Annotated in this window: 19 protein-coding genes; 14 read left to right on the top strand and 5 right to left on the bottom strand. The window is 54.1% G+C overall.

Going from position 1 to position 23,084, the window contains the following annotated elements:
* The first annotated feature begins 57 nt into the window (after nucleotides 1-57).
* Nucleotides 58-894, top strand: a complete 837-nt coding sequence (locus tag SMB34_RS11365; protein WP_037990215.1) for a DUF4167 domain-containing protein — start codon at nucleotides 58-60, stop codon at nucleotides 892-894.
* A 296-nt stretch (nucleotides 895-1,190) separates the two neighbouring features.
* Nucleotides 1,191-2,759 carry a type IV secretory system conjugative DNA transfer family protein gene (locus SMB34_RS11360; protein WP_240478812.1) on the top strand — a complete coding sequence of 523 codons (1,569 nt, stop codon included), beginning with the start codon at nucleotides 1,191-1,193 and terminating at the stop codon, nucleotides 2,757-2,759.
* A 2-nt stretch (nucleotides 2,760-2,761) separates the two neighbouring features.
* Here SMB34_RS11360 and SMB34_RS11355 read toward each other — a convergent pair whose 3' ends face one another.
* Nucleotides 2,762-3,526: an MOSC domain-containing protein gene (locus tag SMB34_RS11355; protein WP_037990212.1), complete on the bottom strand. Its 765-nt coding sequence runs from the start codon at nucleotides 3,524-3,526 to the stop codon at nucleotides 2,762-2,764.
* Nucleotides 3,527-3,912: 386 nt separating this feature from the next.
* Between SMB34_RS11355 and clpB the strand changes: the two genes are divergently transcribed.
* Nucleotides 3,913-6,504 carry an ATP-dependent chaperone ClpB gene (clpB, locus tag SMB34_RS11350; protein WP_037990211.1) on the top strand — a complete coding sequence of 864 codons (2,592 nt, stop codon included), beginning with the start codon at nucleotides 3,913-3,915 and terminating at the stop codon, nucleotides 6,502-6,504.
* Nucleotides 6,505-6,616: 112 nt separating this feature from the next.
* On the top strand, nucleotides 6,617-7,420 hold the full coding sequence (locus SMB34_RS11345) for a DUF4197 domain-containing protein (protein ID WP_240478811.1): 804 nt from the start codon (nucleotides 6,617-6,619) through the stop codon (nucleotides 7,418-7,420).
* A gap of 5 nt (nucleotides 7,421-7,425) precedes the next feature.
* Here SMB34_RS11345 and SMB34_RS11340 read toward each other — a convergent pair whose 3' ends face one another.
* Nucleotides 7,426-7,848: a P-loop nucleotide/nucleoside kinase family protein gene (locus SMB34_RS11340; RefSeq protein ID WP_084716576.1), complete on the bottom strand. Its 423-nt coding sequence runs from the start codon at nucleotides 7,846-7,848 to the stop codon at nucleotides 7,426-7,428.
* 9 nt (nucleotides 7,849-7,857) lie between these two features.
* Nucleotides 7,858-9,678: an AMP-dependent synthetase/ligase gene (locus SMB34_RS11335; RefSeq protein ID WP_037990208.1), complete on the bottom strand. Its 1,821-nt coding sequence runs from the start codon at nucleotides 9,676-9,678 to the stop codon at nucleotides 7,858-7,860.
* Between the two features lie 436 nt (nucleotides 9,679-10,114).
* On the opposite strand from SMB34_RS11335, the gene SMB34_RS11325 reads away from it, so the two are divergent.
* The 7 genes from SMB34_RS11325 to SMB34_RS11295 all read left to right on the top strand — a co-directional run bounded on the left by SMB34_RS11325 (nucleotide 10,115) and on the right by SMB34_RS11295 (nucleotide 18,338).
* Nucleotides 10,115-11,890, top strand: a complete 1,776-nt coding sequence (locus tag SMB34_RS11325) for a M3 family oligoendopeptidase (protein ID WP_037990205.1) — start codon at nucleotides 10,115-10,117, stop codon at nucleotides 11,888-11,890.
* A 1-nt stretch (nucleotide 11,891) separates the two neighbouring features.
* Nucleotides 11,892-13,271, top strand: a complete 1,380-nt coding sequence (locus tag SMB34_RS11320; protein WP_037990204.1) for an ABC1 kinase family protein — start codon at nucleotides 11,892-11,894, stop codon at nucleotides 13,269-13,271.
* A gap of 719 nt (nucleotides 13,272-13,990) precedes the next feature.
* Nucleotides 13,991-15,151 carry a Re/Si-specific NAD(P)(+) transhydrogenase subunit alpha gene (locus SMB34_RS11315; protein ID WP_037990202.1) on the top strand — a complete coding sequence of 387 codons (1,161 nt, stop codon included), beginning with the start codon at nucleotides 13,991-13,993 and terminating at the stop codon, nucleotides 15,149-15,151.
* Nucleotides 15,144-15,587 carry an NAD(P) transhydrogenase subunit alpha part 2 gene (locus SMB34_RS11310; protein WP_037990200.1) on the top strand — a complete coding sequence of 148 codons (444 nt, stop codon included), beginning with the start codon at nucleotides 15,144-15,146 and terminating at the stop codon, nucleotides 15,585-15,587. Before SMB34_RS11315 ends, SMB34_RS11310 begins: the two co-directional genes overlap by 8 nt.
* A gap of 12 nt (nucleotides 15,588-15,599) precedes the next feature.
* Nucleotides 15,600-16,997 carry an NAD(P)(+) transhydrogenase (Re/Si-specific) subunit beta gene (locus SMB34_RS11305; RefSeq protein WP_037990198.1) on the top strand — a complete coding sequence of 466 codons (1,398 nt, stop codon included), beginning with the start codon at nucleotides 15,600-15,602 and terminating at the stop codon, nucleotides 16,995-16,997.
* Between the two features lie 138 nt (nucleotides 16,998-17,135).
* Nucleotides 17,136-17,717 carry a GNAT family N-acetyltransferase gene (locus SMB34_RS11300; protein WP_156962674.1) on the top strand — a complete coding sequence of 194 codons (582 nt, stop codon included), beginning with the start codon at nucleotides 17,136-17,138 and terminating at the stop codon, nucleotides 17,715-17,717.
* A gap of 33 nt (nucleotides 17,718-17,750) precedes the next feature.
* The gene (locus tag SMB34_RS11295) at nucleotides 17,751-18,338 is read left to right on the top strand and encodes a hypothetical protein (protein ID WP_037990194.1); all 588 of its coding nucleotides are present in this window, start codon (nucleotides 17,751-17,753) and stop codon (nucleotides 18,336-18,338) included.
* An 89-nt stretch (nucleotides 18,339-18,427) separates the two neighbouring features.
* Here the strand turns inward: SMB34_RS11295 and SMB34_RS11290 are convergent, their stop codons facing one another.
* Together SMB34_RS11290 and rpsU are read right to left on the bottom strand one after the other, a co-directional pair.
* A complete protein-coding gene (locus SMB34_RS11290; protein ID WP_084716574.1) occupies nucleotides 18,428-19,909 on the bottom strand; it encodes a Na+/H+ antiporter family protein in 1,482 nt (493 codons plus the stop codon).
* A gap of 271 nt (nucleotides 19,910-20,180) precedes the next feature.
* Nucleotides 20,181-20,384, bottom strand: a complete 204-nt coding sequence (gene rpsU, locus SMB34_RS11285; RefSeq protein WP_007091098.1) for a 30S ribosomal protein S21 — start codon at nucleotides 20,382-20,384, stop codon at nucleotides 20,181-20,183.
* Between the two features lie 368 nt (nucleotides 20,385-20,752).
* On the opposite strand from rpsU, the gene SMB34_RS11280 reads away from it, so the two are divergent.
* From SMB34_RS11280 to def, 3 genes are read left to right on the top strand one after another with little or no spacing between them, the layout of a single operon-like run.
* The gene (locus tag SMB34_RS11280; protein WP_007091097.1) at nucleotides 20,753-21,199 is read left to right on the top strand and encodes a hypothetical protein; all 447 of its coding nucleotides are present in this window, start codon (nucleotides 20,753-20,755) and stop codon (nucleotides 21,197-21,199) included.
* Nucleotides 21,192-22,424 carry an HlyD family secretion protein gene (locus tag SMB34_RS11275; RefSeq protein ID WP_037990192.1) on the top strand — a complete coding sequence of 411 codons (1,233 nt, stop codon included), beginning with the start codon at nucleotides 21,192-21,194 and terminating at the stop codon, nucleotides 22,422-22,424. Before SMB34_RS11280 ends, SMB34_RS11275 begins: the two co-directional genes overlap by 8 nt.
* 57 nt (nucleotides 22,425-22,481) lie before the next feature.
* Nucleotides 22,482-23,084 (top strand): peptide deformylase, encoded by a 603-nt coding sequence (gene def / locus SMB34_RS11270; protein WP_037990189.1) that lies wholly within the window; start codon nucleotides 22,482-22,484, stop codon nucleotides 23,082-23,084.

Genomic DNA, 23,084 nt, shown 5'->3' with positions numbered 1-23,084 from the left:
GTTCCGGGATTCCTTTATGAATCCGGATTTGTCCTTCAACACCAAAGACATGTTGATATGAGAAATAACAACAACAACAACAACAACAATAAGCGTCCGCGCGGTCGGCAGCAGCCGAATAAACGTCCTGTAAATCCGAAATTTCAGACTTTTGACAGTAACGGTCCGGACGGGCGCGTTCGTGGAAACGCCCAGCAGGTTTACGAAAAATACGTTTCGCTGGCGAAGGATTGTACTGACGATCCGGTCCTTGCTGAAAACTATTACCAGCATGCGGAACACTATCATCGTATCCTGCAAGCCGCGATTGACTGGGAAAACCAGCGTCGTGAAGAGCGTGGTGACAATAACAGCCCGCGTCCGCAGCGAAATGATCGCAATGACCGTAACGATCGGGGTAACAACCGCCCGAACCGTGACGAGCGCAGCGAGAACCAGAATGGGGACGACAGCAGCGACAATTCTGTCAATCAGGATGATGTTGCGGCGTCGGCAGATAATACGTCCAATGATACCGGCACCAATTCGGCCGATAGCAATGATGTTGCAGCTTCTTCTGCTGCTTCTTCCACGGACAACAACGATGGTGATGCTGCACCGGTAAAACGTGCACCGCGTGCACGCCGTGCTGCGCCGCGTGGTCGCCCGCCAAAAGCCGCATCCGAAGACAGCGATCAGCCATCTTTGGATATTGGCCCAGCTGACAATGCCGATGCTGATACCGATACGTCGGCGGACGGCGAAGAAAAGAAACCGCGCAAAGCTGCTGCCGGAACAAGCCGCACACGTGGCCGTCATCCGACAGCGCGTCGTGGCCGCAGCCGTGCTGCCGGTCGCGAAGATGGCGATGAAGGTACAAGCGAAGACAAATCAGCGGAACCGGTTTCCGCCTGATCATTTGGCTTGTCACGATTACAACAGACCCCGCCGGAGAAATCCCGCGGGGTTTGTTGTTTCCGGGCCCTCGAAGTGCCACGTTGCCACAGCTTTATTTACGGTGCTGTCAATTGGACTTCTTGATGTGAAACCCAGCATCCATAAATAGTTAATATGATGCAACTGCAGATTTTAACTGCTATCACTTGATGGAAGTATGACCTGCTGGAGGATCGAAAGGCATTTTAATGCATTGGGGTCTCTTCGCTAAAAGACAGGTAAACATTCTTGGGGGGTGAATGATGGGGGCAGGCTTGTTCCGCGTCATTATGGTACTGCTGTGGGCGCTTGGCGCTATGGTTGTCGCGCTTGGTGTTTTTAACGGTGATTATGAGCTGGCTTTGTTAGGGGCGGTTTGTTTTATCATTCCGATGTTCCTGCCGCTGGTTGTGATCGTGCTTAATCGTGCGCAATCATCCCCGTCGAAGAAAAAACAATCTGTATCACCAATGTTAGCGGCCAAGATGAAAGCCGAGGGCCAATGGGCCAAGGCCGAAGACCTGGAAGCGCGAAAGCTTCTTGATCCCAAGCCGCCAATCGTTCTGGGGCGCTGGGGGGCTGAGAAGCGCCTGATCGGGGCATCGGGATTGCGCCGAGTGATAACATTCGCCAGCAAGCCGGAAGAATATTATCGCGCTTCGGCGGAGCCAAACGCCTTGCTCCATACTGGTGCGCTGTTTGTTTATGAACGTTATGGCAGCATCTATCGTGCGGTGCATGAGCGCCGCAAAAAACTTGGGCAGCGGATCATCGTGATTGATCCGCATGGTCAGGCCGGCGCAGAAACCGATCAGTTCAATCCATGCGATTTTATACGCCAGCAGGGCGAAGGATTAATTGCCGATGCCGGTTTGATTGCCGATACATTGTTGGCACCGGCATTTGTACAGGAACTGGACGAGCAGGAAACACGCGCGGCACGCACCCTTTTGCAGGGGTTCATTGTTTACACAATGCAAACCAGCCTGAAAGAAAGCAGAAGCCTTGCCGAAGTTCGCCGCAACCTGGTCATGCCATCGCACCGTTTCTATAAAATACTTGAGGATCTGATGGGGATTGAATCCGCAGATGGCAGGATTTCTGATATCGCCCTGACGATCCTTGATATGACCGAAGATCAGCGGATGTCGATTATCGAGGCGTGCCGGATGGCAACGGCCGATTTTGACAATCCGGCGATTGCACGTGTCGTCAGCAATAGCACATTTGGTCTTGATGATCTGACGGGGCGACCGGTATCCATTTTCATTGTCGGTCAAATGGGCGGTGACACACCGGCCACCCAAACCGCATTCAGCCGGGTGATGATTGGTGCGATGATGCAGCTGATTGCCCGCCGGGACTGGAAAAGCGGGGATGCAGAATTTCTGGTGTTGCTGGACGGTATCGAGGCCGTTGGCCGGATGCCGTTATTTGAACGTCTTTTGGGGGGCGGACTTGGCGATGGCATGATCATCTGGCCCGGTTTTTCCGGTGTTAGCGGCCTGATGGATGTTTGCCTGAATTGGGAAAATGTTGTCGGGAAGGCGGATGCGATTTCGGTGCTGAGCCAGGATGGGGCTTTCAACCTGGATTGGGTTGCCGGACTGACTGCGATGTCGAAATTTGACGATACCGGGGGCGGTGTCAGCGGTGATCGCCCGGTGCATCTGCGACCCCAGGACAATCAGCCAATCCTGCGATCAACCGAAGTTGCGCGTTTCCCGGTCGAAGAACAGATCCTGTTTCGCAAAGGAATCCCGCCGATCCGGGCATACCGGATCGACTGGTACCATGACGAGATGTTTCAGGGCATGGCCGTCCATGCTCCGACATTCAGCTAGCGTTATGCAACGGTGACTACATCTTCCGGATGGATGGCACCGGAACCGAGTGCTTCGACATAAACCCCCATATAAAGGTGGTTCATACCTTTACGCAGCAGCAGGGGCACATTGATGTCGGATTCTGCCGTGCCGGGGTTGACGCTGGTTGCTTTGCAGCGCGTGATCGGGTGGATAACGCGGAAATCTAAGCCATTAATCTGAATGATCTGGCCTTCTTCCCATTTCAGTTCCGCCCATGGTTCAAGCCCGTCAATCAGCAGATTACCGCGGAAGCGCATCGGATCGATTTCTGTCTGGGCGACACGGTCGCCGAAATCGCGCACCGATGCCAGATTGATGATCGAGATATAGGGTTCCTTCATGTCGCCGAAGCTGACATCGGGGACAGAATAAATTCTGGGCGTTCCGGCGATCTCGTTTTTCAGGAATGCCGAGAGGAAATCCTCGACCACGGTGCGGCCCATCTTGTCTTCAAGATTGCCTTTGCAGATCACGCGACCATTGCGAAGGATTGCCAACGTCGTGGTTGCATCGTCATATTCGATGCCAAGTTCGGCCAGCTTGGGCGTGTTAACCAGTTGCAGGAAATTGCTTTTGCGCGCCCATTCATGCACACCGTCCTGACCAACCGATGATTGGGTGGCGATGATGAAGCGACGATCATCTTGCAGCATCTTGTGTGCAGTGATGTCGGCGGCAGGCATTTCAATGCCGCTGAGCCCTTTGACGGGGTAACGTTTGATGGCTTTAAGCTGGACAGTCATGGCATTCGATCCTGTGTGGCATAATATGCATATCGGCAAACGGGGCGGGCCGGGTTGCAAGCCGTAAAAATATGAAGGGCGACGTTAATGCCTTGCATTCCCAAGGGCAAGACTTCCTGTGCGGTCTTGCGCAACGGATTTGCCGGGAATGACAGTGCTTTTCGTCGCAATCTTGAATGATGCCAGAAAACGGTTTTGCGATGCACAATTAATTCTTGCAACTTTTGTAGGGGTATCGTCTTGCAAAGCCCTGAAACTGAGACATATCAAAGACGTCGGCAATGGAAAGGGTGATAATTTCCATTGTGGATAAAACCACTTAAGGTCGCGGATGCTTCCAAGAAGGTCCGCATGTTACGATACTGTTGGCTCAAGGAGTGACAGGCATGGAATTCGAAAAATTTACGGACCGGTCCAAAGGCTTTCTTCAGGCGGCGCAATCATTGGCGCTGCGTGAAAACCATCAGCAATTTGTGCCGATCCACCTTCTGAAAGTGCTGCTTGACGACGAAGAAGGTCTGGCAGCCAATCTTATCAAGGCGGCGGGCGGAAAGCCGAAAACGGCACAGGATCGCTGTGCGCAGGAATTGGCAAAACTGCCCAAGGTATCGGGCGGCAATGGCCAGATTTATCTGTCGTCCGATTTTGCCCGGTTGATTGATCAGGCACAGGAAGTCGCCAAGAAGGCGGGTGACAGCTATGTCACTGCTGAACGGTTGTTGCTGACCATTGCACTTGATCCGAAATCGGTTGCGGGCAAGGTCCTGGCCGATGCGGGCGTTACCGCGCAGGCGCTTAATGGTGCCATCAATGACGTCCGTAAAGGCCGTACTGCCGATAGTGCCGGTGCGGAAAGCCAGTATGATGCGCTTAAGAAATATGCGCGTGATCTGACGGCTGCAGCACGTGAAGGCAAGCTTGACCCGGTGATTGGTCGCGACGAGGAAATTCGTCGCGCCATACAGGTCCTGTCGCGCCGGACAAAAAACAACCCGGTTCTGATCGGCGAGCCCGGCGTGGGTAAAACCGCCATTGCCGAGGGTTTGGCGTTGCGCATCGTCAAGGGTGACGTGCCTGAAACGCTTAAGGACAAAAAGCTTCTGTCGCTTGATCTTGGGGCGCTGATTGCCGGTGCCAAGTTCCGCGGCGAGTTTGAAGAACGCCTGAAAGCGGTTATGTCCGAGATCGAGGCCGAAGCAGGACAGATTGTTCTGTTCATTGACGAATTGCACACGCTGGTCGGGGCCGGAAAGGCCGAGGGGTCGATGGATGCGTCGAACCTTCTGAAACCGGCACTGGCGCGCGGCGAGCTTCACTGCGTCGGGGCAACGACCCTGGACGAATACCGGCAGCATATTGAAAAAGACGCGGCGCTTGCCCGTCGTTTCCAGCCGGTCTTTGTTTCAGAACCCAGCGTTTCCGATACAGTTTCCATTCTGCGCGGCATCAAGGAAAAATACGAACTCCATCACGGTGTGCGTATTGCCGATAATGCGCTGGTGGCAGCGGCAACGCTTTCGAACCGGTACATCACGGATCGTTTCCTGCCCGATAAGGCGATTGACCTTATGGATGAGTCGGCTTCGCGCCTTCGGATGGAACTGGACTCAAAGCCCGAGGAAATTGACGAGCTTGATCGCCGTATCATTCAGCTGAAGATCGAGCGCGAGGCGCTTAAGAAAGAGGAAGACCGGGCATCGAAAGATCGTCTGGGGCGCCTTGATAAGGAACTGGCCGAACTTGAAGGCAAATCGGCGGAGCTGACTGCGAAATGGGAAGCCCAGAAAAAGGAACTGGCGGCATCGACCCATATCAAGGAACAGCTTGATCAGGCACGCGGCGAACTTGAACGCGCGATGCGTGACGGACGTCTGGACCGTGCCGGGCAGCTTCAATACGAAGAAATCCCGGCACTGGAACGGTTGCTTGAAAAGGCCGAAGACGATCAGGCCGACGGCATGAAAGAAGAAGCGGTGACGGAAAAGCACATTGCTTCGGTCGTGTCGCGCTGGACGGGTATCCCGGTTGACAAGATGCTGGAAGGCGAACGTGAAAAGCTGCTTGGGATGGAAGATATCCTGCGCAAACGCGTCGTCGGTCAGGATGAAGCCGTAAGGTCGATCTCGAACGCGGTGCGCCGTGCGCGTGCCGGGTTGCAGGACCCGAACCGGCCGATGGGATCGTTCCTGTTCCTTGGCCCGACTGGTGTTGGTAAAACTGAATTGACCAAGGCGCTTGCGCAGTTCCTGTTTGACGATGAACAGGCCATGGTCCGCATCGATATGTCGGAATTCATGGAAAAACATGCGGTGTCACGGCTTATCGGTGCGCCTCCGGGCTATGTCGGGTACGAGGAAGGCGGTTCGCTGACCGAAGCAGTGCGGCGGCGTCCGTATCAGGTGGTGCTGTTTGACGAAGTTGAAAAAGCCCATCCCGATGTGTTCAACGTTCTGTTGCAGGTTCTTGACGAAGGTCGTTTGACCGATGGGCAGGGACGCACGGTCGACTTCCGTAATACGTTGATCATCCTGACGTCGAACCTGGGGGCCGACATTCTGGCCAATCAGGAAGAAGGTCATGATAGCAGCGAATTGCGCAGCCAGGTGATGGAAGTCGTGCGGGCGTCGTTCCGCCCGGAATTCCTGAACCGGTTGGACGAAGTCCTTCTGTTCCATCGCCTGAAACGTGCCCAGATGGATACGATTGTTGATATCCAGTTGGGGCGTCTTGAAAAACTGCTGTTTGATCGCAAGATCACTCTGCAACTCGACGAGTTTGCCAAAAGCTGGCTGGCCGATAAGGGATATGACCCGGTTTATGGTGCACGTCCGCTTAAACGTGTCGTTCAACGCTATCTGCAAAACCCGCTTGCCATGCAAATCCTTGAAGGTGGGATCAAGGATGGCGATACCATCCCGGTTTCTGCCGAAGGCGGTCAGTTGCTTCTGAACGGCAAGAAGGTCGAACTGGTCGACTGATCATCGTAGATTTGAAATCTTGCAAAACCCCGGTCCCGGATCGGGGTTTTGTCTTTTCAAGGCCATGATCTGCCTGCAGGATGATGAAAATACCAAATCCAAGGGGACATCCATGCGATCACTGCCACCAAAACCCAAGACCTTTACCCGATTGATTGTGTCCGCGTCGTTTCTGGCCCTGATGGCCGGACTATCGGTCGATGCATCTGCGCAATCGTTTTTTGACAAGGCTAAGGAAGCACTTGGCAGCGTGACAGGGAACACGACTGGCAGCGGATCGGGCAGCAGTTCGGCGTCGATGGCGGGGGTGTCCGATGAAACGGTTTCCGATGCCCTGCGTCAGGCGCTTGATAAGGGGGTTGAGGTTGTCACCACCGATCTTGGCGTGACGGATGGCTTCAATGCCGATCCGGTGGCGCATATTCCGCTGCCTGATAGCGTCAAGCATGCGCAATCCCTGCTAAGTGCTGCCGGGCTTGGCAGTTATGGCGAGGAAATTGAATTGCGAATGAACCGTGCGGCCGAACAGACCATGCGGGATGCCGGTGATATTCTCGCCGATGCTGTCAGCCGCATGACGCTTGAAGACGCCAAAGGCATTCTGGACGGGCCGGAAGATGCCGCGACGAAATATCTGCGCCGTGTATCGGGCGGGGATATCGAAAGCAGATTGCGGCCGGTAATTGGCGAAGCATTGGCCGAAACCGGCGCGTTGCAGCTTTATGATCAGATGATGGGGCAGTACGACACATTGCCGATGGTGCCCGATATCAAGGCGTCACTTTCCGATCATGCCACCGACAAGGCGATGGATGGCCTGTTTTATTACATCGCAAAACAGGAAGCCGATATCCGTTCTGATCCGTCACGCTGGACAACGGATGTGTTGAAAAAGGTCTTTTCGACCGTGAACTGAACGGCTTAGCTATAACGTTCGGGAAGCTGTTGCCAGCGTTTGCGCATGGCGTTGATTTTATCATCGGGGACGCCATGGATATTGCCAAATCGTCCATGGCATTCGATGATCTGCAATGCGGCATGGTGGCGTTCCGCCATGTCGAGATAGGCCTGCATTTCCCAGATTTCACTAAATGTGTTGGAAACAACAACGCTTTGCCCGGCTGATAGATGCCCGTCGCATTCGGCTTCGCAGCGTGCATGAACGTCACGCAGTTTGCGGCTATCAAACCGGTAATTGCCGTTGCGGTCGATCATGAACTGATCGGCTTCGAGATGGACTGCATCGGCTATCTGGCAAATCGCGGCGGCAAGGGTTGATTTGCCTGATCCGGGAAGGCCCCGGATCAGGGTTAATATCGGTTTGTCCGCCAAATGATTTGCCATTGGTTCCTGTTACTGCCCACCACGCTTGCGCTGATACAGAGCATCAAGAGCCTGACCATAGGCTGCCTTGATCTTGTGGCGGCGGATTTTCATTGATGGCGTCAGCATCTCGTTATCAATCGAGAACGGGCTTTCGGCGAAGGTAAAGCTTCTGACCTTTTCAATCGTCGAAAGACGGCGATTGACATGATCAACCGCGGTGCGGATTTTTTTGCGGAATTCCTCGTTCTCGCCAAGGAGATCAATATTGTTCTCGATCCCGTTTTCCTTGGCGAATTCGCGCATGAAATCCTCGTCCGGCCACAGGACAGCAACCAGATAAGGTTTGTCGTCGCCGTAAACCATCGCCTGGGAAATTTCGGTTTCCAGCGTCAGAAGACCCTCGATTCGTTGGGGCGAGATATTATCGCCCCCGGAATTGACGATGATATCCTTTTTGCGGTCCGTGATGACAAGGCTGCCTTCTTCGTCGAACTTGCCGATATCCCCGGTATGCAGCCAGCCATCTATGATGGTGGCAGCAGTGACTTCGGGCAGGTTCCAGTACCCCTTCATCATGCTTTCGCCGCGCAGCAGGATTTCACCGTCATCGGCAATTTTCGCCTCGGCCCCGACCATCGGCGGGCCAACAGTACGCAATTTGTTGTTTTCGGCACGGTTGCACGACACGACCGGGGCAAATTCGGTTTGTCCATATCCCTGAAGGATACGAATGCCGCACGAGACGAACAATACACCCAGTTCGTAGTTCAGAGGACCGCCGCCTGATACCATGGCCTTGATCCGGCCGCCGAAACGCTGACGCAATTTGCGGCGCAGAAGAATTTCGCAAACGAAATTCTGGATTTTTTCAATCAGGTTGAGCGGTTCTTTTTCGTAAGTTTTGCGACCAAGCTTGAGCGTCAGATTAAACAGCTTCTGCTTGAAGCCGCCTTCTTTTTCGACCATGCGGCTCATGCGCTGATAGAGCATTTCATAAAGGCGCGGTACAGCCGTCATGATGGTTGGGCGGACTTCGGCAAGGTTTGCCGCGAGCCGATCAAGGCTTTCGGCGTAATAGATCTGTGCGCCGATGCTCATCGGAAAATAAAGGCCCGCGGTATGTTCGTAGGAATGCGACAGCGGCAGGAAGGACAGGAAGACCTCTTCCTCGATCCCCAGCGTTTCGATGATATCAAACGCCCCCATGCAGTTTGACAGGATCGCCCCGTGGCTGAGCATAACGCCCTTGGGCGCGCCGCCCGTGCCGGATGTGTATATCAGGCAGGCAAGCTGATCGCGTTCAATATTGGCAACCCATGCATCGATATCATCGGTTAGTCCGCGCCCCTGCGAAATCATATCTTCCCAGCGGGTGATGGTGATGTCACCAACAAAGCTTTGACCCCAGTCTTCCATCATGATCGCATGGCGGCAGCGCCCGCTATCAAGGGCAGCATGCAAGAACGGCTGGGCGAGTTTTTTGGTCGATATGATGGCAATGCCTGCACCGCTGTCTTCGATCGCGTGCAGATGATCGCGTTCGGTATTGGTGGTATAGGCGGGAACGGTCAGGGCACCAACACACATGATCGCCAGATCGGCAATACCCCATTCGGTGCGGTTTTCCGACACCAGCAAAACCCGGTCACCGGGGCGAACCCCGATTTTATAAAGCGAGCGCGCCAATGCGCGCACCTGATCGGCGGCGTCATTCCAGCTGGTCGGGACAAACTCATCTGTCTCACCATCCTTGGTCCACAAGAACGGCGCATCCCCGTATTTTTCAGCCTGTTTGAAAAACATCGACGGCAAGTTCTGCCAATCGGCATAATCCTGCAAATTCGTCATGACGCTTCCTTGCCTTGTTGTCGTTTCTCTTAGTCTTCATACAGTGATCTTGGCGTCACTGTTTACGTCTGTCACCGCATTGTGATCGCAAACTATCAAAAGTTCGGCGCTTCCATCACAGAGGCACGGGGCCACATTGCTTTTGTTATCAGGGATTGCGGCATTACGCAGCCGGAAAATGATCTTTGAACCGTTCAAATGCGTGCGACTTCACACCGTAGGAAAAATTCGTTGGGTTCCATCGATGATAGCGATTTCACAAGCCGGGTTCAAAACGCTATTGTCGGTATTGAAATTCGCCCCGTTTGATGTGCGCGCACAGACAAAGCTGTTATCGGCACTGGCGCAGGGCCCCCGGCCAGCATATATCGGGGCATGGATGTTTCGGGCCTGAATGTAAAAGGCCTGATGGCATAATCGACTGTCTGGAGGACAAATGAACGCGACCGACAAGAATTTGCCGACCTGGGATCTGACCGATCTCTATAACGATCCCAAAGACCCGGCCATCCGGCGTGATCTTGACGATGCCAAAGCCCGCTCGGACGCCTTCCAGAAAAACTATCAGGGCAAGCTTGCCGGTCTTTCGGGCGATGAACTTGCTGTCGCAATTGCCGAATATGAAGCCATCAGTGAAGTCTGTGGCCGGATCGGATCATTTGCCCAACTGCTCTATGCAGGCGATAGCTCGGACGCTGCGATTGGTCAGTTCTATCAGTCCGTTCAGGAAGAAATGACCAGCATTTCCAGCCTGTCGCTGTTCTTCGGTCTTGAAATCAACCGGATCGAGGAAGAGGTGCTTTCGACAAAATATAACGAAAGTGCCGCCCTTCGCCGCTATCGCCCGTGGCTTGATGAAAACCGTGCTTTCCGTCCGCATCAACTTTCGGACGAGGTCGAGCAGGTCCTGCATGAACGCCGTGTTGCCGGTTCAAGTGCATGGGTGCGTCTGTTCGATCAGACGATGGCTGATCTGCGTTTCCCGATGAATAGCGAAGAACTGACCATGTCGGATGTCGCCAATATGCTGTCTTCGACCAAGGTGGCGGAACGCAAGGCTGCGGCAAAGTCGATTGGCGATGTGCTGGGCAAAAATATAAAGCTTCTGGCCCATATCACCAATACGCTGGCCAAGGACAAGGAAATTGACGACCGGCTGCGTAAATTCGCAACCCCCGTGTCGGCGCGCAACCTGTCAAACCAGGTCGAAGACGATGTTGTCGAGGCGCTGAATTCCGCAGTCGCCAGCAGCCATGCCGATCTGTCGCATCGGTATTACCGCCTCAAAGCCAAATGGTTTGGCGTTGATCAGCTTGATTACTGGGATCGCAATGCGCCGCTTCCAGATGATGATGATCGCCATATCGATTGGGACACGGCGCGTAAAACCGTCCTTAAGGCATATGGTGAATTTTCGCCCGAGCTTGCTGAAGTCGGTCAGAAATTTTTTGATAATCCGTGGATTGATGTGCCGCCGCGCGCCGGTAAATCATCGGGGGCCTTTGCCCATCCGACCGTACCGTCAGCCCACCCGTACCTTCTGCTGAACTATCACGGCAAAACGCGCGACGTGATGACGCTGGCGCACGAACTTGGCCACGGGGTTCATCAGGTTCTTGCCGGGGAGCAGGGCTATTTCCTGTCTGACACGCCGCTGACCTTGGCGGAAACCGCGTCTGTTTTTGGTGAAATGCTGACCTTCCAGTCGATGCTGCGTGCGGAAACCGATCCGAAGATGAAACGCATCATGCTGGCTGGCAAGGTCGAGGATATGCTCAACACCGTCGTGCGCCAGATCGCGTTCTTTGAATTTGAAAAACGCGTTCATACCAAACGCCGCGAAGGTGAATTGACGGTCGATGAGATCTGCGAGATCTGGCTTGCCGTACAACATGAAAGTCTGGGTGATGCGATCCGGTACGAGGACGAGTACAAATATTACTGGTCCTATATCCCGCATTTCATCCATTCGCCGTTTTATGTTTACGCCTATGCGTTTGGCGATTGCCTCGTGAATTCGCTGTATGACGTTTATGAAAATGCCGAAGACGGTTTCCAGCAGAAATATTTCGAAATGCTGAAAGCCGGTGGCACCAAACGCCATCAGGAACTGCTGGCACCGTTCGGTCTGGACGCCTCCGATCCGGCATTCTGGCAGCGCGGCCTTAACATGATCAAACGCATGATCGACGAGTTGGAGGAACTTTCCTGAGATGAGCAATGACGACGAAGATTTCACCGCCCAAAACGAGAGCAATCGGTTCGGCGGGAGGGTTCGTCGTTATGCGAAGGTGGGGGCGTCGGCTGGAAAGCTGGCAGCACGCCTTGCCACGGGAAAAATGTTCGGCGGTGATATCGATCATGCGAAATATGCCGCCGAACTGACATCCGCCTTGGGCGGGCTTAAGGGCCCGTTGATGAAGGTTGCGCAAATCCTGTCGACCATCCCCGATGCCCTGCCAAAGGAATATACCCAGGCACTGGCAACGCTTCAGGCGGACGCCCCCAGTATGGGATGGCTGTTTGTCAAACGCCGGATGCGCACCGAGCTGGGGTCGGGATGGCAGGAAAAATTCACCGATTTCAGCCACGATGCGGTGGCCGCCGCATCGCTTGGGCAGGTGCATCGTGCCACACTTGATGATGGTCGAACGGTGGCCTGCAAGCTGCAATATCCCGATATGTCGGCGACAGTGGAAGCCGATCTTAAACAGTTACGCGCCGCCTTTGCGATCTATCGCCGGTATGACAGCGCGATTGATGCCGAAAATATCCAGTTGGAACTGACCGCGCGCCTGCGTGAAGAACTCGATTACGAACGCGAAGCCCGCAACATGCAGCTTTATCGCCATATGGTGGCGGATGAAAAATGCGTGCATGTGCCCGAACCGGTGATGGACCTTACGACCAAGCGGCTTCTGACCATGACGTGGCAGACTGGGCAGAAATTCCAGAGCTTCCTTGATAGTGATCCGTCGCAGGAAGCACGCAATCAGGTGGCGCTGAACATGTTTCGCGCGTGGTATGTGCCATTTTATCGTTATGGCGTGATTCATGGCGATCCGCATCTGGGGAACTATTCGCTGCGCGAGGATCTGTCGGTCAATCTGCTTGATTTCGGCTGTATCCGTATTTTCCCGCCTGCTTTCGTCAATGCCGTCATCACGCTTTATGAAGCATTGCGGGATAAGGACGAGGAAAAGGCGGTTCATGCCTATCAAAGCTGGGGATTCGATAACCCGTCACGAGAACTGATTGATGTTCTTAATATCTGGGCTGGTTTTGTCTATGGCCCGATCCTTGATGATCGCGAACGCCGGATGGATGAAACCAATTCGGTGGCCTATGGGGCGGAGGTCGCGGGCAGGGTGCACCGTGAGTTGCGCCGCGTCGGTGGGGTCAAGCCGCCGCGCGAATTTGTTCTGGTGGATCGTGCGGCCGTTGGGCTTGGTGCGGTGTTCCTGCGCCTTGATGCGCATCTGAACTGGTATCAGATATTCAACGATCTGGTCGGAAACTTTGATGCGGACATATTGGCCCGCAATCAGGATGCTGCCCTTTCCAAAGTCGGGCTGGATCGTCCAGAAAACTGATCCGATTTCCCTGTTTTATAATTTTATTTTTGACGTTCCGGATCGAAAGAATCGGTTGGGTCGATTTGCTAATTGATCGGCTATTTCGGAACAATACAGTTTTGCATGATCCTTTTTCGGCTATTTAATCCGAAATTTCCCTACTTGAACGACCCTGGGTGTTGAAAACTTTTTCCTTTCTTTGCTTGCGTTGTGATGGGTTTGGTGAAAACCTGCGGGTGTGTTTTTCAAATAATATTCACTTACCGCGATGGCGTGAAATAGGGGAAACTTCCATAAATCAAGGGATTGATTCTATCTGTTCGGGATAAGGACCTGTTACAGGGTGGAAATAATATGTGCGAAAATCCGCTCACATGTGTTTTGAGATAATATAAACTGAAATTAAGTTAAAGTGATTTTTTATAGGGTTTTGATGTTGTCGCAGGCCGGAAGAAATCGCATCTTGCATTCAACGCAGACAAGGCAGGGCGTCATTGATTGTTTGTCCTGAGCACCAATGGCGGGTGGGACCTGACTTGTCGCCAAGGCTTTTTGCCTCGGAATGCGTGGTGGGAAAGTGGGCGGTTTCTTCTGTTAAAGCGGAAGAACCGCCTTTTTTCTTGCCGGGCAAGGGTAATCGTGGCCAGTCTGATGCGCAGGCACCGGACGTGGACCGCGTTTTATAAAAACAAAAATGCCGTGCTTATTCATAATTGTAGGGAAGGAGGTTGAACGCGATGAAACTGGCCGTTCCAAAGGAAATATGGCCCGGGGAAAGGCGCGTTGCCGTTACACCAGATACCGTCAAGAAACTGATTGGTCTTGGGTTTGACGTTGCAATCGAAGCTGGTGCCGGAATTAACGCCGCGATACCGGATGATCGCTTTGCCGATGCTGGTGCAACCATTGCCAAAACGATGAAAACCACCGTCAAGGATGCCGATGTGATCCTGAAGGTGCGCCCGCCGGTTGTTGATGGAAAAACCGACGAGCTTGCCGCCTATAAAAAGGGTGCCGCCATCATTGCCTTGCTTGATCCGTATGATCGCAAGGATCTTATTGAAAAAATGGCGGAGGCGGGGGTTTCGTCCTTTGCGATGGAACTGATGCCGCGCATTTCGCGTGCCCAGTCGATGGATGTGCTATCGTCGCAATCCAACCTGGCCGGGTATCGTGCGGTGCTTGATGCCGCCCATGAATTTGGCCGGATTTATCCGATGATGATGACAGCCGCGGGGACGTTGCCACCCGCACGCGTTGTTATCGTCGGGGCCGGTGTTGCCGGGCTTCAGGCGATTGCGACCGCCAAGCGCCTTGGTGCGGTGGTTTCCGCGTTTGATGTGCGCCCGGCAGTCAAGGAACAGGTTCAGTCACTTGGCGGGACGTTTATCGAGGTCGAAGACGACGCAGCCGACGGCGAAACCGCAGGCGGTTATGCCAAGGAAATGTCGGACGAATACAAGGCCAAACAGGCCGCCAAGCTTAAGGAAGTTCTGGCAAAGACCGACATCGTCATCACAACAGCATTGATTCCGGGCCGTCCGGCACCGGAAATCGTTACCGCCGACATGGTCGCGGGCATGAAGCCGGGATCGGTGATCATCGATCTTGCTGCCGAACGCGGTGGCAACGTTGCCGGTGCGAAACTTGGTGAAACGGTTGTGACCGATAATGGTGTGAAAATCATTGGTCCTGAAAACATCACCAGTTCCGTCGCAACTGATGCAACGGCGATGTATGCCAAGAACCTTCTGAATTTCATCACGCTGTCCGTTGACAAGGAAAAGGGCACGCTGGCCTTCAATGCCGAAGACCAGATTATTGCCGAAACCATGCTGACCCGTGATGGCAAGGTTGTTCATCCGAAATTCGGTGGTGAGGAGGTCGCAAATGGCTGATCAATCCGTAACCCAAAATGCCGCCCAGAACGCCAACGAGCTGCGCGATGCAGCCCTTGGTCTGGCCGAAAAGGCCGCAAAACTTGCCGATAGTCTTGCCAATCAGGCGGGCGACATGGCGAGTTCTGCGACCACGGTTGTCCATACAAGCGGTGTCAGCCCGACGGTGCTTGGCCTGACGGTGTTCGTTCTGGCCTGCTTTGTTGGCTATTACGTTGTGTGGAAAGTTACCCCGGCCCTTCATTCACCGTTGATGGCGGTGACCAATGCCATTTCATCGGTGATCATTGTTGGTGCGCTTCTGGCGGCTGGCCCGATTGATATGAACCTGTCCAAGGCGATGGGCTTCATTGCCGTGGTGCTGGCGTCGGTCAACATCTTTGGCGGTTTCATCGTCGCACAGCGCATGCTGCACATGTTCAAGAAAAAGAAGTAGGGGGAACACACAATGTCGGAAAACCTGTCGGCTTTCCTGTATCTGGTGGCGTCCGTCTGCTTCATTCTGTCGCTGCGCGGTCTGTCTTCACCGGAAACGGCACGTAACGGGAATATCCTTGGCATGGTGGGGATGGCGATTGCCATTCTGACCACCCTGGCATCACCCGAAGTCGTGTCTTATACCACTATCATTGTCGGCATTTTGCTTGGCGGGGCGATTGGTACGGTCATCGCGCTCAAGATCAAGATGACCGCATTGCCGCAACTTGTGGCCGCCTTCCACTCGCTGGTGGGTCTGGCAGCGGTGTTTGTTGCCGCCGCCGCCCTTTATTCGCCGGGTGCCTATGGCATTGGCACGGCGGGTAATATCGGGGCGGCCAGCCTGATTGAAATGGGCCTTGGCGTTGCCATCGGTGCCATTACCTTCACCGGCTCGCTTGTTGCCTTTGGCAAGTTGCAGGGGATCGTATCGGGTACGCCGGTTCGCTTTACTGGGCAGCATATGCTCAATCTTGCGATTGCAATCGGGATACTGGTGTTTGGCATCATCGTTGTGACAACCGAAAGCCACATGGCTTTCTGGATTCTGGTGATGCTTGCTCTGGTGCTTGGCGTGACGCTGATCATTCCGATTGGCGGGGCGGACATGCCGGTTGTTGTCTCGATGCTGAACTCCTATTCGGGGTGGGCGGCATGCGGCATCGGCTTTACGCTTCAGAACAATGCCCTGATCATCACCGGCGCACTGGTTGGTGCATCGGGTGCGATCCTGTCCTACATCATGTGCAAGGGCATGAACCGGTCGATCTTTAACGTCATCTTTGGCGGCTTTGGGACCGAGGGCGATGCAGGCCCGGCGGTCGGAACCGATGGCGACCGTTCGGTCAAGTCGGGCTCAAGCGACGATGCGGCCTTCATCATGAAGAACGCGTCGAGCGTGATCATCGTGCCGGGTTACGGCATGGCGGTCGCACAGGCCCAGCATGCGCTTCGTGAAATGGGCGATATCCTCAAGGCCGAGGGCGTTAATGTCCGCTATGCCATCCATCCGGTGGCGGGGCGTATGCCAGGCCACATGAACGTGCTTCTGGCCGAGGCGAATGTGCCTTATGACGACGTGCTTGAAATGGAAGAGATCAACCGCGATTTCGGCACGGCGGATGTGGCCTTTGTGATTGGTGCCAACGACATCACCAACCCGGCGGCCAAAACCGACCCGTCATCGCCGATCTTTGGCATGCCGATCCTTGAGGTCGAAAAAGCCAAAACCGTTCTGTTCATCAAGCGTTCAATGTCGGCAGGTTACGCCGGTATCCAGAACGAACTGTTCTTCAAGGACAACACGATGATGCTGTTCGGTGACGCCAAAAAGATGTGCGAAGAGATTGTGATGCATCTCGACGAGTGATTTGGCTTCACTGTTGAAACGGGAGAGGGGCGGCCATTTGGTCGCCCTTTTCTTCTTCTAAAGGTTCATACTCGACTAAAATATCCGTCGGCTACGGTGTATTTGTCGGTTTGGCAGTCTAGCCTCGGTTCATTTTGCTTGAGTAAAAAATCTATGAGCAGCCTAACGAATTTCAGTGCGCAAACCGAACGTCTGTATCTGCGATGCGTCGAAGATCAGGACGCGGAAACCATTGCAAGCTTGATGGTACCTGAAATTGCTTGTTGGTTGGCCTCTTGGAAGGTTCCGTTCACCGTCGAAATGGCGCGAGAACGCATCACAAGAAGTAGGAAGGAGGCGGCGGCAGGAGACGCACTGCCATTGGCGATCATTGAGCGTGAGACAGATCGTTTTGTTGGCTGGGTCTCATTGTATCGCTATCAGGATAATCCGCGTAGGGGAATGCTTGGATATTGGATAGGGATGCCAGCACAGCGGCGCGGGTATTTAAGCGAAATCAAGCTCACCATTTTGCAGGCTGGATTTGATCTGTTTGGCTTTGATTCCATTGAAGCCGGTGCCCAGCTTGCCAATGAGGCATCCTTTGGTGTCATGACTTCATGGGGCATGAAGCCTTTCGAAGAAAGGATGGCATATAGTTCTGCTCGAGATCGTCAGGAGAATTGTAGATATTATCAAATTACACGTGAAGAGTTCAGACTTTCTCAGGAAAATGCCTGAGAATTGTACTCCGCCTTCAAATCGGGAGAATTGATGTTCCGACTTCTGAAAGTATCCGTCTTTACGATTGTCCTGTTGTCGCTCGCGCTTGTGGTGTCGGTTTCGGGTATTTTCATCACCTATTCCCGGCTGACCGCCGAGGAGCCGGTGGCGCGGGTTACGTTCGAGGAAGTCGGAAATCAGGAATACAATGCCTATCTGACATTGCCCGGCAACGACATTCCCGGCAAATACTTGATTTACGGCGATCAGTGGCGGATTGACGCGGAGTTTGTGAAGATCAAGCCGTGGGTCAATATTCTTGGCGTGGATTCCCGGTACAAGCTGGTGCGACTGGAAGGCCGATACCAAGATATCGAAGATCAGAACACCCGCCCGCATATGGCCTATGACCTTGGTGCGACCAAGGGCATTGATATCGGCAAGCTGGTGGCGGACTGGAACTTCCTGATTGATGCCGAATATGGCAGTTCGACTTTCACCGATATCGCGGTCGCCAATACTTATACGGTCTATAAAAGCCAGTTCGGGCTTTTGGTGCGCGAAGACGTTACACAGTCGAATGACGCCAGAAAGGGAGCTGTTGATGGGGTGTTTGACTGGTTGTTCGGGTCGAAATGATACCCGGGTTTCAGTCGGCAAATTAAAACCCGTCCGATATTCGTCGGACGGGTTAGTTGTTTGTCCCCGGCTTTATTGAGCCGATTTGATCAAAGGATCATCGCCGCCACCCATGCAAACACAACCATGCCGAAATTGGCGTGGATGAAGGTCGGGATCACTGAATCCTTCACATGGTCATGCTGCCCGTCGGCATTAAGGCCCGATGTTGCGCCAAGCGTGATGGTGGATGCCGGTGATCCGGCATCGCCAAGGGCGGCCGATGCCCCCAGAAGCGCGATGGTCGCCATGGGCGAGAAACCAAGGGCCAGTGCAAGCGGGATATAGATCGGAGCCAGGATCGGCACGCTGGCGAAGCTGTCGCCAAAGCCGATTGTGATGAACAGGCCGACCAGAAGCATGATCAGCGCGCCAACTGCCTTGTTATCGCCGATCAGTTCGGCGCTGGCCTGCACCAGCGGGGCAATTTCGCCGGTGGCATCAAGCACCCCGGCAAAGCCCGATGCGATGGTGATGATCACGGCAATCTGGGCCATCATCCGCATGCCTTCGGTGAAGACATCATCCTGAGCCCGCCAGCGGAAAATGCCCGCCGCCGCCAGAATGACAAAGCCGATCATTGCCCCGACCAGAAGGCTGTCAAACTGCAACTGGCAGATCAGCGCAACGGCAAGGGCCGTAACGGTTGCCAGCAGTTGAAGTGGATTGATCGATACGGGCTTGGCCAGGTTGATATGGTTCTCGGCAGATGGATCGGTCACATAATCGCGGGGTTTGCGATAGGTGATGAAGACCGCAACCAGCATCCCGGCAACAATCCCCATAACCGGCAGGAACATGGCCTTTGGTGCCATATCGGCCGTCATGGAAAGGTCATAGGCCGAGCCAACGTCGTTGACATTGGCCATCAGGATTTCATTAAGGTAAATCGCGCCAAAACCGGTCGGCAGCAGCAGATAGGAAAAGCTGATCGAGCAGGCGAGAATGCAGGCAACGGCGCGGCGGTCAATCCGCAGGCGATTGAATACCGCCAGAAGCGGCGGGATCATCACCGGAATAAAGGCGATGTGAACCGGCACCAGGTTCTGCGAAATCAACGAACAGAAAATAAAGATCGCAAACAGGAACCATTTAAGGCCCTTTGAGGTGCTTTGCGCATCGCTTCCGACACGGGCGGCGATCTTTTGGGCAAATAGATCAAGAATGCCCGAACGTGCAATCGCAACCGCAAAGGCACCGATCATCACATAGGTCATGCCGACCTGCGCGCCGACCAGAAGGTTGTCATTAAGCGCGCCGATGGCGGTGTTTGTGTCCATCCCGGCATGGAGTGCACCCAGCAAGGCGGCGGAAATCAGCGCAATCGGCACTGGAACGCGCAAAAGACACAGCGCGATCATGACAACGATGGTCAGTAAAACAGCATTGATGTGGTAATCGACCAGTGCGGCAATGCCATAGATCGCGGCCATCACAGCGATGACAGGCAGGACGCGGGTCAGTCGGTAATATCCATTGAAGTCGGATCCGGCGGGGGCGTTGCCGGTATCGGTTTGTGTGTTCACAGTCATGTCTCCCCGATTGACTGGTTGGTGGTGGCGCAAAGGTGTTTGCGCATGGCGGGTGAAGACCTGCCGGGGAATTGTTTAAAACAATCCGATGCCAAGGCAAAAAACTTAGCAGGAATGACAGCTATGCGATCCGGGGAGACATTTGGAAAAGGGGTATAAAAAACCAAACCCGCCCGGATTGCTCCGAGGCGGGCTTGGCGCACGGGTCCGGTTTTAGCAAGCCAAAACCGATCGTACAGTCACGTTCGAGGAACCCCGAAAGTGAAAAAGACTAGAAGCCTTCGCGCTCGATGCGCTTGCGCTCCAGCTTGCGGGAACGGCGGACTGCTTCCGCCCCTTCGCGAGCTTTCTTCTCCGACGGCTTTTCAAAGTGGCGGCGGAGTTTCATCTCACGAAAAATGCCCTCGCGCTGCATCTTTTTCTTAAGCGCTTTCAGAGCCTGATCGACATTGTTGTCGCGAACGATTACCTGCACGGAAACCACGCTCCTTTCAAAAAAACAAAAACACCCGGATAAGGCAGCATGCCCTCCGGTTGGTAGCACGGCCTGTATGACCGTGGGCTTTATATAGTCCAAAGCGGAGCAAAAGAAAAGAGGGAAGGAGATATTCGCCTTTGGCGTTTGTTGAGCCAAAGGCGCAAAACGCCAAGGCAAAACACGAATTTCCAGACTCTGGGTTTGTGGTGTTGCGCTTTGCGCGAATTGTATGTCCGAAAAAATCTCAAAAGTTGATATAATGCTTTGACAAAATTGGGCTTATCGCTGGGGGTGAGTTTGGGTATGCCGCCGGTGGCGTAGGTTTGCATCCGCGCAGAGCCCTCATAACGGTGGGATATTTGCACATGGAAAGCTCATTGCGAGAGACGGCAATTGCACATGCGCCGTTCTTCATTACCGGGCCCGGACAGTCGGATGTGTTGTTCATGATTGTTGTCTGGTCTGTCGTTCTGGGGGTGTTTGGGTTGGGGGCTCTTTATCTGAGCCTGCATGCCCTGCCTGAACGGTTGGCCCATCATGCCAATCACACCCAGATCCAGCTTATCAGTATCCTGACGCTTCTGGCGCTGTTTACCCATAACAACCTGTTCTGGCTGGCGGCTTTGGTGATTGCCGTGGTTCAGGTTCCCGATTTTTACACCCCGATTAATGCGATTGCTGATGCCGTGAAGGCCATGGCACGGGAAAAGGGGGTAATGAGCGAATCCACCGGGCCAAAGCCGGTCACCGATGGTGACGCATCGACGATCTCCGCCGATATGAATGTGCAGGAGGGCCGTAAAGATGTTTGAACTTATGCTATGTTCCATTTTTACGATCCTGCCTGATTACTTGATTCGCCGATATCGGCAAGGCAAGCGCATTGGCAAGGAAATTACGCTGTTTTCGGTCTGGTATGAGCTGCGCTACGGGATTGTCGGCTGTGCGATCCTGACAATTTCGCTGATTACGCTGATTTTTTATTACCACCCGTCAAGTCATAACGTTGCGTCGTTCTATCGGACCCTGACCATCTTGCCGGAGAAAAATGGCCGGGTGGTCGAGATTTATGTCGATAACGATGATCAGGTAAAATCGGGCGAACCGTTATTCCGCCTTGATGACCGGACAGAAACCGAGGCGGTCGAAATCGCCCGGCAGCAGGTGCAGGAAATCCGTGCGCAGATGGCGGTAACGCAGGCTGATCTTGCGGTGGCGAACGGCAATCTTGAAGAAGCGCAAGGGGCGTATGAGCAGGTGCGCGAGGAATTGGCGGTCAAGGCTGATCTTTTGTCACGCGGTACCAATGCGGTTTCCCGGCGGGAGGTCGAACGGCTTGAAGTGGCCTTAACCACACGACAGGGATCGGTTAATGCGGCCAAGGCCAATGTCAATGCCGTCGAAACCAGAATGGAAACCCTTCTGCCAGCCCAGCTTGCCAGCGCGGAAGCGTCGCTTCGTTCGGCCGAGGTTGCCCTTGGCAAAACCGTTGTCCGGGCCGGTGTCGATGGCGTGATACAGCAATTTGCATTGCAGATCGGTGATATCGTCAATCCGTTGTTACGTCCGGCCGGTATCCTTATACCAGCCGAACCCAAGGAGGTCATATTCCAAGCCGGTTTTCAGCAGGTTTCCGCCCAGGTTGTCAAAGCCGGGATTCTTGCGGAAATGTCGTGTGCGTCGCTGCCGTTTGAAGTCATCCCGATGTTGGTAACCAGCGTGCAACCGGTGATTGCTGCCGGTCAGTTCCGCCCGACAGACAGATTGCTAGATATCTCGGAACGGGCCGTACCGGGTACGTTCCTTGCCAAAATGATCCCGCTTTATCCTGAGCAGATCAAGGATGTGCCAAGGGGCAGCCAGTGCGTTGCCAATGCCTATACCAATACCCATGATCAGCTTGAAAACCCGGAAATCGGTACGGGCGAATGGTTGTTCCTGCATATGGTGCAGACGGTCGGGATCGTGCATGCCTTACTCCTGCGTATTCAGGCGCTGCTCTGGCCGCTACAGACGCTGGTTTTGTCGGCTCATTAGGCGGCGGATCATGCGTAGGGGCTTTACAGTCGGGGCGTTTTGGTTGGATATAGAGCCATGTCGATCCTTAAAATTGCCCGGATGGGCCACCCGGTTCTGCGCAGGGTCGCGGACCGGGTCGAAAACCCGCTTGATCCCGAAATCCAGCGTTTAATCGTGGATATGAAGGAAACCATGAAGGATGCCGGAGGCGTTGGCCTTGCGGCGCCACAGGTGTTTCAGTCCAAGGCGATCATGGTCTTTTATGTCCCGGCCTTTCGCAAAAGCGATGATCCCGACGATGCGGAAGTGCCGTTAAGCGTGCTGATCAATCCGGAAATAGAGGCGATTGGCGATGAAATCGTCGATGGCTGGGAAGGATGTCTGTCCATTCCGGGGTTGCAGGGCGTGGTGCCGCGCTGGAACAAAATCCGTTACCGCGGGTTAGATGAATATGGCAAGGACGTTGAACGCATTGCCGGTGGATTCCATGCGCGCGTGGTTCAGCATGAATATGATCATTTGATCGGGGTGATGTATCCCGAACGTATGGAAGACATGACGTTGCTGGGCTTTGCCGACGAGTTGCGCGACAACCCGCCCGAGACGCCCCTCAGACAGGGGGCATCATCTGCTGACAGTTCCGATGATGCTGCCAATGACGAAAGCAAGGAGGCCTGA

The sequence above is a fragment of the Thalassospira permensis NBRC 106175 genome, from assembly GCF_000714555.1.
GTDB lineage: Bacteria > Pseudomonadota > Alphaproteobacteria > Rhodospirillales > Thalassospiraceae > Thalassospira > Thalassospira xiamenensis.
Note: the sequence above shows the minus strand (reverse complement) of the source record. Positions and strands in the feature narration are given on the sequence as shown.